This window comes from Streptomyces sp. NPDC058741, assembly GCF_042746715.1.
GTDB lineage: Bacteria > Actinomycetota > Actinomycetes > Streptomycetales > Streptomycetaceae > Streptomyces.
Genome location: NZ_JBHYQH010000006.1, coordinates 112,037 through 124,763, shown reverse-complemented (window position 1 = coordinate 124,763; position 12,727 = coordinate 112,037). Strand labels below are relative to the sequence as shown.

General features: G+C 72.3%; 12 protein-coding genes, 1 tRNA gene and 2 pseudogenes. 6 read left to right on the top strand and 9 right to left on the bottom strand.

Annotated features, from left to right (window positions below):
* Positions 1 to 240: 240 nt before the first annotated feature.
* From ACFW6P_RS07280 to ACFW6P_RS07265, 4 genes are all read right to left on the bottom strand, one after another.
* Positions 241 to 972, bottom strand: coding sequence for an NDP-sugar synthase (locus ACFW6P_RS07280; protein ID WP_386347209.1), 732 nt, complete (start codon positions 970 to 972; stop codon positions 241 to 243).
* A 114-nt stretch (positions 973 to 1,086) separates the two neighbouring features.
* Complete coding sequence (locus ACFW6P_RS07275) at positions 1,087 to 1,542, bottom strand: hypothetical protein (RefSeq protein ID WP_386347207.1); 456 nt, start codon at positions 1,540 to 1,542, stop codon at positions 1,087 to 1,089.
* 221 nt (positions 1,543 to 1,763) lie between these two features.
* On the bottom strand, positions 1,764 to 2,852 hold the full coding sequence (locus tag ACFW6P_RS07270) for an ABC transporter ATP-binding protein (RefSeq protein WP_386423128.1): 1,089 nt from the start codon (positions 2,850 to 2,852) through the stop codon (positions 1,764 to 1,766).
* Positions 2,853 to 3,061: 209 nt separating this feature from the next.
* Entirely contained in the window at positions 3,062 to 4,030 is a 969-nt protein-coding gene (locus tag ACFW6P_RS07265) for a helix-turn-helix transcriptional regulator (protein WP_386347203.1), read from the bottom strand.
* 121 nt (positions 4,031 to 4,151) lie between these two features.
* Between ACFW6P_RS07265 and ACFW6P_RS07260 the strand changes: the two genes are divergently transcribed.
* Together ACFW6P_RS07260 and ACFW6P_RS07255 are read left to right on the top strand one after the other, a co-directional pair.
* Positions 4,152 to 4,583: a DUF3224 domain-containing protein gene (locus ACFW6P_RS07260; protein WP_386347201.1), complete on the top strand. Its 432-nt coding sequence runs from the start codon at positions 4,152 to 4,154 to the stop codon at positions 4,581 to 4,583.
* Between the two features lie 84 nt (positions 4,584 to 4,667).
* A tRNA-Thr gene (locus tag ACFW6P_RS07255) sits at positions 4,668 to 4,741 on the top strand.
* A 231-nt stretch (positions 4,742 to 4,972) separates the two neighbouring features.
* Here the strand turns inward: ACFW6P_RS07255 and ACFW6P_RS07250 are convergent.
* Positions 4,973 to 5,212 (bottom strand): annotated as a pseudogene (locus ACFW6P_RS07250) (oxidoreductase); the annotation flags it as partial.
* 180 nt (positions 5,213 to 5,392) lie between these two features.
* On the opposite strand from ACFW6P_RS07250, the gene ACFW6P_RS07245 reads away from it, so the two are divergent.
* Positions 5,393 to 6,070: a pentapeptide repeat-containing protein gene (locus ACFW6P_RS07245; protein WP_386347199.1), complete on the top strand. Its 678-nt coding sequence runs from the start codon at positions 5,393 to 5,395 to the stop codon at positions 6,068 to 6,070.
* 42 nt (positions 6,071 to 6,112) lie between these two features.
* Here the strand turns inward: ACFW6P_RS07245 and ACFW6P_RS07240 are convergent, their stop codons facing one another.
* Positions 6,113 to 6,613, bottom strand: coding sequence for a hypothetical protein (locus ACFW6P_RS07240; protein WP_386347197.1), 501 nt, complete (start codon positions 6,611 to 6,613; stop codon positions 6,113 to 6,115).
* Between the two features lie 37 nt (positions 6,614 to 6,650).
* Here ACFW6P_RS07240 and ACFW6P_RS07235 point away from each other — a divergent pair, with 37 nt between their 5' ends.
* Positions 6,651 to 8,051, top strand: coding sequence for a M1 family metallopeptidase (locus tag ACFW6P_RS07235; RefSeq protein WP_386347195.1), 1,401 nt, complete (start codon positions 6,651 to 6,653; stop codon positions 8,049 to 8,051).
* A gap of 82 nt (positions 8,052 to 8,133) precedes the next feature.
* Here the strand turns inward: ACFW6P_RS07235 and ACFW6P_RS07230 are convergent, their stop codons facing one another.
* Entirely contained in the window at positions 8,134 to 8,709 is a 576-nt protein-coding gene (locus ACFW6P_RS07230) for a TerD family protein (RefSeq protein WP_386347193.1), read from the bottom strand.
* A gap of 147 nt (positions 8,710 to 8,856) precedes the next feature.
* Here ACFW6P_RS07230 and arfB point away from each other — a divergent pair, with 147 nt between their 5' ends.
* On the top strand, positions 8,857 to 9,294 hold the full coding sequence (gene arfB / locus ACFW6P_RS07225; RefSeq protein WP_386347191.1) for an alternative ribosome rescue aminoacyl-tRNA hydrolase ArfB: 438 nt from the start codon (positions 8,857 to 8,859) through the stop codon (positions 9,292 to 9,294).
* Positions 9,295 to 9,593: 299 nt separating this feature from the next.
* On the opposite strand, the pseudogene ACFW6P_RS07220 reads toward arfB, so the two are convergent.
* A pseudogene (locus ACFW6P_RS07220) lies at positions 9,594 to 10,016 on the bottom strand (GNAT family N-acetyltransferase); the annotation flags it as partial.
* Between the two features lie 45 nt (positions 10,017 to 10,061).
* On the bottom strand, positions 10,062 to 10,646 hold the full coding sequence (locus ACFW6P_RS07215) for a flavin reductase family protein (protein ID WP_386347189.1): 585 nt from the start codon (positions 10,644 to 10,646) through the stop codon (positions 10,062 to 10,064).
* 352 nt (positions 10,647 to 10,998) lie between these two features.
* Here ACFW6P_RS07215 and cdgB point away from each other — a divergent pair, with 352 nt between their 5' ends.
* Positions 10,999 to 12,657: a diguanylate cyclase CdgB gene (cdgB, locus tag ACFW6P_RS07210; RefSeq protein WP_386423125.1), complete on the top strand. Its 1,659-nt coding sequence runs from the start codon at positions 10,999 to 11,001 to the stop codon at positions 12,655 to 12,657.
* Positions 12,658 to 12,727: the final 70 nt, after the last annotated feature.

Here is a 12,727-nt window from a genome sequence, read left to right as displayed (position 1 = left end):
CGGCCGAACGCCCCGGAGCGCCTCGGTGGTGACGCGCACTCGCTGCCGCTGCCGCCGGGGCGGGCCGCCGGTGCCGCCTCTGCTGCCGGGCCGCCGGGGTCGTGCCGCCGCTCCGGACACGGCTGTCAGCGCCGAACGCCCCGGAGCGCCTCGGTGGTGACGCGCACTCGCTGCCGCTGCCGCCGGGGCGGGCCGCCGGTGCCGCCTCTGCTGCCGGGCCGCCGGTGCCGCCGGACGGGCTCAGCGGCCCAGTGCCGCCAGTTCCTTGGCCGCCTCGGTCAGGTCCTTCGCCGTGTCGATGGCTCGCCAGTACGAGCCCTGCGGGATGGTGTAGCCGGCCAGCCGGTGTTCCCGGGCGAGGCGGGGGAACGTCGTCCGCTCATGGTCCCCCCGCTGCGGCAGCAGACCCGCGAACTCGGGGGAGAAGACGTAGACGCCCGCGTTGATCTCGAACGTCGACGGCGGTGCCTCGATGAAGTCGGTGATGCGGCCGAACCCGTCGGTCTCCACGGCACCCCACGGCAGCCGGGGCCGGGCCAGCGCCAGGGTCGCGATCGCGTCCCGCTCGGCGTGGAAGTCGGCCATGTCGCGCAGGGAGAACCGGGTCCAGATGTCCCCGTTGGTGGCGTACCAGGGCCGGTCGGGGTGGGGCAGGTGCGCCGCGGCGTACTTGAGACCGCCGCCGCGCCCGAGCGGCTCGGACTCCACGACGGTGGTGACGGACACCGGCAGATCGGCCGTCTCCAGCCACTTCTGCAGGACGTCGGCGAGGTGGCCGCAGGAGACCACCACGTCGGTCACGCCCTCCTCGGCGAGCCAGCACAGCTGATGGCCGATGATCGGCGTCCCCGTCCCGGGGATCTCGACCATCGGCTTGGGCCGGTCGTCGGTGTAGGGACGCAGCCGGGAGCCCTGGCCACCGGCCAGAACCACGGCTTGAACGGGGCGGGACGCGGCGCTCGGATCGCTCATGAGACCGAACTGTACGTGGCGTCCCGCCCGCTGCGGCGGCGGACGACGGGGCCCGCCCCGGCCGTCGCCTGGTTCCCCTCCCGCTCACCCGGCACCCGGTGCCGGGCGGCGCGCTCAGCCGTGCGCCGCGGCGACACCTGTGGCGAAGGCGGTGTCGCAGACCGGACGGGCGTAGGACTGGGCGCGGGTCGGGCCGTAGACCCGGACGGCGGCCTGGCCGAGGGCGCGGGCGATGGACGTGCAGTGCTTCGCCAGCGACGGACGGCCGTTGACGGCCTGCTGGAGGTGGGTCAGGGCGACGCCCGGGTTCTCCTGCTGCAGTTCGGTCAGCAGCCTGTCGCGCAGGACGTCCTGCGGGGCGCGCTCGACGGCCCGCGCGGTGCCGGCGGACATGGCGGTGTCCGCCGCGGTGAGCACCGGGTCGGTGGAGTTCCCCGACCAGTCGACTCGGGTGACCGCGAGGGTCCCGGAGAGCACCAGGACGACGGGCAGGACGAAAGCGAGGGTGCGGCCGATCCGGCGGGCGGGGCCCCGGCCGCGTCGCGTCTGTGGGGTAGTGGAGTGCTTCACGCGTGTGAGAGTAGCGCCCGGTCATGGTTTGTAGACATTTAGTCACCGGTTCGGGGGATGGGGGAGGGGCGCATTGTGGGTATGGGGTTGACGCACAGCGCTCGAAAACGTCCGGTCTGCCGGGGTATTTGTCGACAACGTGAAGGGCCCCGCAGCGTGCTGCGGGGCCCTCTTCACCAACTCGGGTGAATCACCCGGAGTCGTGCGCGGTGTGCGGGAGGTCAGTCGGAGAGACGCTCGCCCGTGGAGGTCGAGAACACGTGGGTCTCGCCGGCGCGCGGGACGACGTGCAGCGTGCTGCCCTTCTCCGGGACGTCACGGCCGCCGACGCGGACCACGAGGTCCTTCGTCTCGCCGCCGACGTTGGCGGTGCCGTAGACGAAGGCGTCGGAGCCGAGCTCCTCGACGACGTTCACGGTGACCGCGACACCCAGGTCGGCCTCGGGGCCGGCCACGTCGAAGTGCTCGGGGCGGACGCCCACGGTGACGGCCTTGTCGCTGGTGGCGGAGAGCGCGTCGCGCTCCACCGGCACCACCGAGTTGCCGAACTTCACACCGCCGTCCGTGACCGGGACCTCGACCAGGTTCATGGCCGGGGAGCCGATGAACCCGGCGACGAACAGGTTCGCGGGCTTGTCGTACATGTTGCGCGGGGTGTCGACCTGCTGGAGCAGACCGTCCTTGAGGACCGCGACCCGGTCGCCCATGGTGAGGGCCTCGACCTGGTCGTGGGTGACGTAGACGGTGGTGATGCCCAGGCGGCGCTGGAGGGAGGCGATCTGCGTGCGGGTGGACACGCGGAGCTTGGCGTCCAGGTTGGACAGCGGCTCGTCCATGAGGAACACCTGCGGCTCGCGCACGATGGCGCGGCCCATCGCGACACGCTGGCGCTGACCGCCGGAGAGCGCCTTCGGCTTGCGGTCGAGGTACTCGGTGAGGTCGAGGATCTTCGCGGCCTCCTCGACCTTCTGCCGGATCTCCGCCTTGTTGACGCCGGCGATCTTGAGCGCGAAGCCCATGTTGTCGGCGACCGTCATGTGCGGGTAGAGCGCGTAGTTCTGGAACACCATGGCGATGTCCCGGTCCTTCGGCGGCAGGTGGGTGACGTCGCGGTCGCCGATGCGGATGGCGCCGCCGTTGACGTCCTCGAGCCCCGCGAGCATGCGGAGCGAGGTGGACTTGCCGCAGCCGGACGGGCCGACGAGGACGAGGAACTCGCCGTCGGCGATCTCGATGTCCAGTGCGTCGACGGCGGGCTTGGTGGAACCCGGGTAGATCCGGGTCGCCTTGTCGAACGTGACAGTGGCCATGGTGAATGGTCCCCTTCTACCGGCAGGAACGTGCCGGACGATCCGAGTAGGAAGGCGAAGCCACGACGGGTGTTCCGTTGTGGTGTGGTCCACGCCAGTGAACTGGCAAGGGACGCTACCTGGCGTTCATACGTCTGTCAGTAGTTCCGGGCCTGTGAACTTCGTGGAAATTTTCGAAGCACCCTCGCGCCGCCGGGGCCCCGCGGGACTCACGACTCGCCGTACCGCCCCGCCAGGGCCGCCACCGCCCGGGCGACGGCCCGCCGCAGTCCGGGCGGCCCCAGCACCTCCGCCTCGGGTCCCAGCCGCAGCAGGTCGCCGACCGCCACGGCCTCGCTCTCCACGTCCAGTTCCACCTCGGTCCAGCCGCCCTCGTCCGGCGGTCCGGCGCTGTCGAGGGCTCGTACCCCCGCCGCCCCGAACTGCATCGGCAGCAGCTTCCGCCCCCGCGGTGAGAGCCGCACCCGGGCGACTCCCTGCCGCAGAGCGGCCTCCAGGCGCCGGGACGACTCCTCCCAGTGGGCGGCCAGGTCGAACCCGGCCGGGCGGTCGAAGAGCTCACCGGTCTCCTCGACGGCCAGCAGGCGCGAGACCCGGTAGGTGCGCACGGTCTCCTCCGCCAGTGCGACCAGGTACCAGATCCCGCCCTTCAGCACGAGCCCCAGCGGCCGTACCTCCCGGTGCACCTCGCCGCGCCAGCGCCGGTAGTGCACGCGCAGCACCCGCCGCTCCCACACGGCCACCGCCACCGCCTCCAGGCACGGCACCGGGTCGGCCTCCCGGAACCAGGCCGGCGCGTCCAGGTGGAACCGTTCCTGCACCCGGCGCGCCTGCCCGGCGAGCCCGGCGGGCAGGGCCGCCTGCACCTTCAGCTGGGCGCTCGCCAGGACCGCCCCCAGACCGAGGTCCCGGGCGGGCCCGGGCATCCCGGCGAGGAAGAGCGACCCCGCCTCGGCGTCGGTCAGCCCGGTCAGCCGCGTCCGGTACCCGTCCATCAGCCGGTAGCCGCCCTCCGGCCCGCGGTCCGCGCACACCGGCACGCCCGCCGCGCCCAGCGCCTCGACGTCCCGGTAGACCGTCCGCACCGAGACCTCCAGCTCGGCGGCGAGCTCGGGCGCGGTCATCCGCCCGCGGTTCTGCAGCAGCAGGAGCAGGGAGAGGAGCCGGTCGGCGCGCATGGAGGCCATTGTCGCGACGGATCCGCCGTACCTGACAGAAGGTGTCAGGTACGGAGCCGAGGCTGGTCCCGTACGGCTGCCGCGGGGCCCGCCCCGCACGACCCGAGAGGACCACCCGCTCATGCCCGGCACGCAGACCCCCACCCCCACCACCACGACCGGCCACTTCACCTTCGCCGACTGGCAGGAACGCGTGATCGCCCCGGACGAGGACACGATCCCGCGCCTCGCCCACGCCACCGTCCGCAACACGTTCACGGGCGGCATCGAGGCGACCGCCACGACCTGCGAGTACTCCATCGTCTACGTCACCGCCGAGACCGGCTCCTTCAGCGGCATGGAACTCCTCACCGGCCGCCTCGACGGACGCGAGGGGAGCTTCGCCGTGGAGGAGCGCGGACGGTTCGACGAGGACGGAACCGTCCACTGCGCCTTCGAGGTGGTCCCCGGCTCCGGCACCGGGCAACTGACCGGGCTGAAGGGCGAGGGCGCCTTCACCGCACGGCACGGCGAGCCGTCCGTGGCGTACCGCTTCACGTACGAGCTGCGGTGACCGGCCCGGACGGAACTTCGTGGCTCGCGGTAACGGGCTCTGTGTACAGTGGTGACGCCTCGCGTACGGCGTCGTAGTACGCGCGCCTCCTTAGCTCAGCTGGCCAGAGCAACGCACTTGTAATGCGTAGGTCGTCGGTTCGAATCCGACAGGGGGCTCTACCTCTGACCAGCGGTTTCCTTCGGGGAACCGCTGGTCTGCTTCCGGCCCAGTTGCAGCGCTAGTTGCCATTGCTGCAAACAGCGATACAGATCCCAGCCCCACAGCGCATCCCCCATCTCCTTCGCCGCGTCGTTCGCGAGGACCGACGCGGCGTGGGTGCAGCGGGTCATCATCCGCATGGAGCTGTGCCCGGGGATCTCCGTGACGACCCGGGGCGAGACGCCCGCGACGACCGTGGCGCCGGTGTTCTTCGCGTACTGCACGAGGAGCGTGCCGATGCCTCCGGCGGCGGCCGAGACGACGACCACCGCGCCGGGCCCGAGGTCGGCGAACTGCAGGATCCCCATGGCCGTACGGCCCGTGCCGATCATGGCGACGGCCTGGGCGAAGTCGAGGTTCCCGGGGATCTCGTGCAGGCGCCGGGCGTCGGTGACGGCCAGTTCGGCGTAGCCGACGGGGACGAAACCGCATGGCTGGGGATCTCCCTGGGGCGTCGGGTTCGGCCTTCTGGTGCGCCCTGTGCGTCTGGCCGGCGTGCGTCCGGCGCGCTTCGGCCTGTACGACGCCCCCGGGACCGCGCGGTGTGACCTCGCCGGTGTCCGAGCAGGTCAGGGGGGAGTGTCAGTGGCGGGGTGCAGCATGAGGGCATGGCGAGGAGAACGGCGGGCGGTACGGGTGTGAAGGGGGCGCGGCGACCGGAGGTGCGGCTGCCGGAGCTGGAGCGGTTCGGGGGCGGTGCGCTGGAGCCGGACGGGGACTACGACGGGCTGGAGTTCCGGGACGCGGACCTCGGCGGGCAGGACGGCTCGGGCGCCCGTTTCATGGACTGCGTGCTGAAGGGCTGCGCCCTGGACGGGACGCGGCTGCGTCACGCCCGGGTGCTGGACTCGGTCCTCGGCGGCGTACGGGGCGTCGGCACGGATCTCGCGGAGGCGACCCTGCGGGACGTGGAGCTGACCGACGCCCGCCTCGGCGGACCGCAGTTGCACGGGGCGGTGCTGGAGCGGGTGCTCATCCGCGGCGGCAAGATCGACTATGCGAATCTGCGCACGGCCCGTCTCCGGGACGTCGTCTTCGAGGGCTGCGTCCTGGTCGAGCCGGACTTCGGCGGGGCCCGCCTGGAGCGGGTGGAGTTCGTCGACTGCGCCGTGAGGGGAGCCGACCTCCAGGCGGCGATCCTCACGGACGTCGACCTGCGCGGGGCCGCGTCGCTGGAGATCAGCAGGGGCCTGGACCGGCTGGCCGGAGCGGTGATCAGCCCGGCCCAGCTGCTGGACCTGGCCCCGGTGCTGGCGGCGCAGTGGGGGATCCGGGTGGAGGGGTGAGGGGGCGGGGCGACCGCGCCCCTCGGCATCGCCGGGTGCCCCTCAGGGAAGCCGGGGGAAGCGGGCCTGGAGGGTCCAGATCGCCGGGTTCTCCGCGAGATCGTCGTGCAGGTCGACGAGGTCGGCGATCAGGTCGTGCAGGAAGTCCCGTGCCTCGCGCCGCAGTTCGGCGTGGGAGACGGTCAGCGGGGGCTCCTCCGGGCGCATCCAGTCGGCCTCGATGTCCACCCAGCCGAAGCGGCGCTCGAAGAGCATCCGGTCGGTCGACTCGGTGAAGTCCAGCTCCGCCCGCTGCGGCCGGGAGGCCCGTGAGCCGGCCGGGTCGCGGTCGATGCGCTCCACGATGTCGCACAGCGCCCACGCGAAGTCGAGCACCGGCACCCATCCCCAGGCCGTGGACACCTCGTGGTCGGTCCTGGTGTCCGCCAGGTAGACGTCACCGCAGAACAGGTCGTGCCGCAGGGAGCGGACGTCCGCGCGGCGGTAGTCGGTCTGCGGCGGGTCGGGGAAGCGGTGGGAGAGGGCGTAGCCGATGTCGAGCACGCAGGTGATGGTGTCACGCGCCCGTAGGATCGCGGGCGTGGCCCGATCTGTACGTCTTGTCCCCGTCCTGCTCGCGTCCGCCCTCGGCCTCACGGCGTGCGGCGGCGGGGTCCAGGGCACTCCGGGCGCCTCGGGCGTACGCGACGCGTACTTCCCGAAGGCGGGCAACGGCGGCTACGACGTCACCCACTACGCCCTGCGCCTGGCCTACGCCCCGGACACCCGCCACCTCACCGGCACGGCCACCCTCACCGCACGGGCCACGCAGGACCTCTCCGCGTTCAACCTCGACCTGCGCGGCCTGGAGGTCGAGGACGTCACCGTCGGCCGCGACACGGCCCGCTTCCACCGCGCCGGGCAGGAGCTGACCGTCCGCCCGCCGGGCGATCTCGACCGGGGGGAGGTGTTCCGGGTGACCGTCCGCTACTCCGGCGCCCCGGAGACCGTCACCGACCCCGACGGCTCCGAGGAGGGCTGGCTGCGCACCGCTGACGGGGTGCTGGCGCTCGGCGAGCCGACGGGGTCGATGGCGTGGTTCCCCGGCAACCACCACCCTTCCGACAAGGCGGCCTACGACCTCACGGTGACCGTGCCACAGGGGCTGCGGGCCGTCTCCAACGGGGAGCCGCGCGGCGAGACGACGCGCCAGGGCCGGACGACGTTCACCTGGCGCAGCGCCGAGCCGATGGCGAGCTACCTGGCGACACTGGCGATCGGCCGGTTCGACGTCAGCCGCTCCCGGGCCGGTGACCTGCCCGTGTACACGGCCGTCGACCCGGCCGAGGCGGAGGGGAGCCGGGCGGTGCTGGCTCGGATCCCCGAGGTGCTGCGCTGGGCGGAGCGGTGGTTCGGGCCGTATCCGTTCTCCGCAGCCGGCGCGATCGTCGACCGGGCCCCGGAGGTCGGCTACGCGCTGGAGACCCAGACCCGGCCGGTCTTCCCCGGGGCGCCCGACATGACGCTCCTCGTGCACGAGCTGGCCCACCAGTGGTACGGCGACTCCGTGACCCCCCGGAGCTGGCGGGACATGTGGCTCAACGAGGGGTTCGCGACGTACGCGGAGTGGCTGTGGGAGGAGGAGCACGGCGGGCGCAGCGCCCAGGAGACGTTCGACGCGCTGTACTCCGGCGACTCCCCCGGCGCGGGGGCGGACGCCGGGGCGCTCTGGGAGTTCCCGCCGGCGAAGCCCCCGAGCGCCGCGCGGATCTCCGACCCGCCCGTGTACGGGCGCGGGGCGATGGTGCTGCACAAGGTCCGGCAGGCCGTCGGCGACGAGACGTTCCGGCGTCTCCTCCGGGGCTGGGCGGACACCTACCGCCACGGCAACGCCGACACGGCCGACTTCACGGCGTTCGTCGAGGAGCGGGCCCCGGGCGCGGACGTCCAGGGGATCTGGGACGACTGGCTGTACGGGGAGGGGAAGCCGGAGCGGGCCTGAGGGGGCGCGGCCCCGAGGACGTCGGAGCCCTCGGCCCGATGGCGGCGGCCGGGGGCTCCGTACGAGGACGGACGGGCGTGCGTCAGACGTTCACGCCGAAGTCCTGGGCGATGCCCACCAGGCCCGAGGCGTAGCCCTGGCCGACCGCGCGGAACTTCCACTCGGCGCCGTTGCGGTACAGCTCGCCGAAGACCATGGCCGTCTCCGTCGCCGCGTCCTCGGAGAGGTCGTAGCGGGCGATCTCGGTGCCGCCGGCCTGGTTGACGACGCGGATGTAGGCGTTGCGCACCTGGCCGAAGTTCTGCGAGCGGTTCTCGGCGTCGTAGATCGAGACCGGGAAGACGATCTTGTCGATGTCGGCCGGGAGGGCGGCGAGGTTGACGTTGATCGCCTCGTCGTCGCCGGCGCCCTCGCCCGTGCGGTTGTCGCCGGTGTGGACGATCGAGTTGTCCGGCGTCTGCTTGTTGTTGAAGAAGACGAAGTGGGCGTCCGAGTAGACCTTGCCCTGTGTGTTGACCGCGATCGCGGAGGCGTCGAGGTCGAAGTCCGTGCCGGTGGTGGTGCGGACGTCCCAGCCGAGGCCCACGGTGACGGCGGTCAGGCCCGGAGCCTCCTTGGTGAGCGAGACGTTGCCACCCTTGGACAGGCTTACAGCCATTGTTGGGAGTCCCTTCCCTCGTTTACGTACGGCAAAGAAGCTACAGCTACCTCCTTGAACGCGGAGAGGGGTACGCGAGGTTCCTGCTCCTTTACTTTCTTTACCCGAGGTTAATGGGGGTGACGTGGACCGGACAGAAGCGGGAACATGGACGGCATGTCCGGTCCCCACGTCATCCGCGGTTCCGTCTGTCTGCCCGAGGCCGAGCTCATGTGGCGTTTCTCGCGTTCCTCCGGGCCGGGCGGACAGCACGTGAACACCAGCGACTCCAAGGTCGAGCTGAGTTTCGACCTGGCGGGGACCGAGGCGCTGCCGGAGGTGTGGAAGCGGCGGGCGCTGGAGCGGCTGGCCGGGCGCCTGGTGGACGGCGTGGTCACCGTTCGCTCCTCCGAGCACCGCTCCCAGTGGCGCAACCGCGAGGCCGCCGCCGTACGCCTGGCCGCGCTCCTGGCCGCGGCCACCGCGCCCCCTCCCGAGCCCCGCAGGCCGACCCGCATCCCGCGCGGCATCAACGAACGGCGGCTGCGGGAGAAGAAGCAGCGCTCGGAGACCAAACGGGGGCGCTCCGCGCGCGACTGGGGTTAGGACAAGGACAGGTCCCGCACGCCCACTGCCTGCCCCCCGCTGTTCTCCCCGTTCGGCCGGGAGTCGGCCCCGAGGTGGAAGCCCTCGGGGCCGTTCGGCCGGGAGTCGAGCGCGAGGTGGAAGCCCTCGGGGCCGTTCGGCCGGGAGTCGAGCCTGGGGTGGAGGCCCTCGGGGCCGTTCGGCCGGGAGTCGAGCCTGGGGTGGAGGCCCTCGGGGCCGTTCGGCCGGGAGTCGAGCGCGAGGTGGAGGCCCTCGGGGCCGTTCGGCCGGGAGTCGAGCGCGAGGTGGAGGCCCTCGGGGCCGTTCGGCCGGGAGTCGAGCCTGGGGTGGAAGCCCTCGGGGCCGTTCGGGCCCGGGTGCCAGGTGACGTGGTACCTGTCGGTGCCGCGGCGGCGCGGCTCCCCGGCGACCGACTCGACGGCGAAGCGGCCGTGTCCCTTGCCCTGCTCCCCGGCCGCGATGTCCAGCCGCCACAGGCCCGAACGGATGTCGCTGCCGTCCCCGTACCAGTCGATGCCGAGGCAGGCCATGAGGAAGCCGGCCGGGCGGTCGCCGTCGACGAGCGGCCGGGGCCAGGCGATGCCGGGACGGACGTAGGCCTCGGCGAGGGACTTCACGACCGGGGCGACCGCGTGCTCCTGGTCGGGGCGGACGCGGACGGCGAGGGCGGCGTCGAGGTTCGCGGGGGTGATCTCTTCGAGGCGGGGGCCGGGCGGGGGCATGGACGCACCAGGGACGGCCGGTCGGATCCGGGCCGACGCCCGTGCTCAGCCCAACTGCCGGTAGCGGCCCCGGAAGTACGTCAGCGGGCCGCCTTCGGCGCTCGGCACGCGGGCGGTGAGGACCCGGCCGATGACCAGCGTGTGGTCGCCGGCCTCCACCCGCTGTTCGGTGCGGCACTCCAGAACGGCCAGGGCGCCTCCCACGAGGGGCGCGTCGGTGTGCTCACCGCGGGTGTACGGGATGTCCGCGAAGAGCAGGCGGTCGCTGACCCGGCCCTTCATGGCGAACCGGCCCGCGATGTGCCGCTGGCTCTCGGCGAGCACCGAGACCGCCCACAGGTCCTGCTCCTCCAGCAGTTCGTCCATGCGGGAGCCCGAGCGCAGGCTCACCAGCACCAGGGGCGGGTCCAGGGACACCGACATGAAGGCCGTGGCCGTCATGCCCACGTCCTCGCCGCCGGGTGCCGTGGGGTCGTCCGGGTCGAGCGGTGGCTCCTGCGAGGTCACCAGGACCACGCCCGAGGCCAGCCGGGACATGGCGGCGCGGAACTCGTCGTTGCTCACCCCCTCAGCATGCCCGCAGGCGGACGGCGGAAGGATCGGGGACGGCGTGGGCGGAGTGTTCGGCACACCCGGAACGCTAATCTGCCTTTCGCGCGCCCCGCATCGGGCTACCACCCGATCAAGGTCCTAGATCTCCTGGCGGACCCCCACGGAGCCCCGCAGACTCCTTCTGCCGGACGGTCGGTCAATAGATGTGCGCAATCCGGCAAACATTGCGTTACGTAGCCGCACGTGAAGAACGCAGAAACTCCACTCAACTGTTCAGGTTTGCATGTGACTTGAGTCACAAGGGACAGGAATTGTTGACCCTGTGTACCGAGTGGGCAGCGCGCTGTGATTCAGTGGCGGGGAAGCTGCCAGGACGATACGCCGATGAGAACCCTTGATTCGCTGCGAGGTACTCGGGGGGAGGGCGAGCATGGAGACCGATTCGGAGCCGTACGTCCGCCTTGCGTCCCTGCGGCAACTGCACCAGGCCATGGCCGACATGAACACGGCCCGCAGCCTGGCGGACACCCTGCAGACCGTCGCGGAGGGCGTGGTCGCCGCCCTCGGGTACGAGCTGGCGTGCGTGAACCTGGTCCGTCCCGACGGCGACCTCGTGGTCGCGGCCCTCGCCGGGAACCCCGCCGCCGAGGCCCTCATCACCGGCCGCGTCGGCTCCCGCGACTCCTGGGAACGCCGCCTCGGCATGGGGGAGCACTGGGGCGACCTGGTGTTCATACCGCACACCGAGGGCTGGGTCCTCGACGACGACGACGTCCCGCAGTGGTACACCGACGGCCCCGCTCCCCGCTTCGAGGACGAGTGGCACCCGGCCGACCGGCTGTTCGCGCCCATGTACGCGCCCGGACCGCAGGGCGCCGGAGGGTGCGGCGAGCTGGTGGGCGTGCTCTCCGTGGACCGCCCGCGCAACGGCCGCCGTCCCGGCGCCTGGGGCCGCGAGGCGCTCCAGATGTACGCCTTCCAGGCCGCCATCGCGATCAGCAACGCCCGGCTGCGGGCCAACATGCAGCGCGCCCTCGTCCGCCTGGAGCGCGAGCAGCAGGCGCTGCGGTCCAGCGAGGAGAGCTTCCGGCAGGCCTTCGAGTACGCCCCGTCCGGCATGGCCATCGCCGAGATGGGCGGCGACCAGCACGGCCGGATCCTGCGTACGAACGACGCCCTGTGCCGGCTGCTGGGCCGCCCGGCCTCCGCGATGCGCCGCTACTCCTTCTCCGACCTGGTCCACCCCGAGGACATAGGCACCCTGCTGCGGACCTCGGCCGAGGGCGGACGGGCCGAACTGCGCCTGGGCCGCCGGGACGGCACGTACGTCTGGGTCAGCCTGCGCAACAGCGTCGTCGCCGACGCCGCCGACGGTCCGCGCTTCCTGCTCACCCACGTCGAGGACATCGAGGAGCGCAAGCGCCGCGAGCTGCAGCTCGCCCACCGCGCCTCCCACGACTCGCTCACCGGCCTGCCGAACTCCGCCGAGCTGCGCTCCCGCCTCTCCGCGCGGCTCTGCCGGCGGGCCACGCCGCACTCGGTCGTCGCCGAGTCCCACGACGCGGCCTACGGCCATCCCGGCTTCGACGTGGCCGATCCCGGCTTCGACTTCCGGCAGGGCGCCGAGCCGTACGACGCCTACGACCACCACGTGCACACGGTCGCCCCGGACGGCGACCACGACGACGGCACCAAGGGCCTCGCGGTGCTCTTCTGCGACCTCGACGGCTTCAAGTCGATCAACGACCGGTTCGGGCACAACGCGGGGGACGCGGTGCTCATCGAGGTCGCCCGGCGGCTCAGCAACGGCGTGCGCGACGGGGACACGGTCGCGCGGCTCGGGGGTGACGAGTTCGTCATCCTCGCCGACGGGCTCGGCCGGGCCGACGCCCAGGACCTCGCGGCCCGCCTCCGCAACGAGATCATCCAGCCCATCCGCGCCGAGGGGCGGGCCGTCCGCGTGGGCGCCAGTTTCGGCATCGGATGGGCACATTGTGGAATGACCGCGGACGAAGTGTTGAAGTCAGCTGACGAGCGGATGTACGTCGAGAAACGATCTCGTCCCAAACAACACAGACGCGCGGGTTGAACGCCTGGTCAGCGGGTTGATGCGGTCTGAGTCACCTGTTCGGGTCACTGGGAGCGGGTAGGCTCGCCCT

Coding starts and splice junctions, on each gene's coding strand:
- arfB (WP_386347191.1), top strand. CDS start 8,857: ATGGACGGCATGTCCGGTCCCCACGTCATCCGCGGTTCCGTCTGTCTG.
- ACFW6P_RS07245 (WP_386347199.1), top strand. CDS start 5,393: ATGGCGAGGAGAACGGCGGGCGGTACGGGTGTGAAGGGGGCGCGGCGA.
- ACFW6P_RS07280 (WP_386347209.1), bottom strand. CDS start 972: ATGAGCGATCCGAGCGCCGCGTCCCGCCCCGTTCAAGCCGTGGTTCTG.
- ACFW6P_RS07230 (WP_386347193.1), bottom strand. CDS start 8,709: ATGGCTGTAAGCCTGTCCAAGGGTGGCAACGTCTCGCTCACCAAGGAG.
- ACFW6P_RS07260 (WP_386347201.1), top strand. CDS start 4,152: ATGCCCGGCACGCAGACCCCCACCCCCACCACCACGACCGGCCACTTC.
- cdgB (WP_386423125.1), top strand. CDS start 10,999: ATGGAGACCGATTCGGAGCCGTACGTCCGCCTTGCGTCCCTGCGGCAA.
- ACFW6P_RS07270 (WP_386423128.1), bottom strand. CDS start 2,852: ATGGCCACTGTCACGTTCGACAAGGCGACCCGGATCTACCCGGGTTCC.
- ACFW6P_RS07265 (WP_386347203.1), bottom strand. CDS start 4,030: ATGCGCGCCGACCGGCTCCTCTCCCTGCTCCTGCTGCTGCAGAACCGC.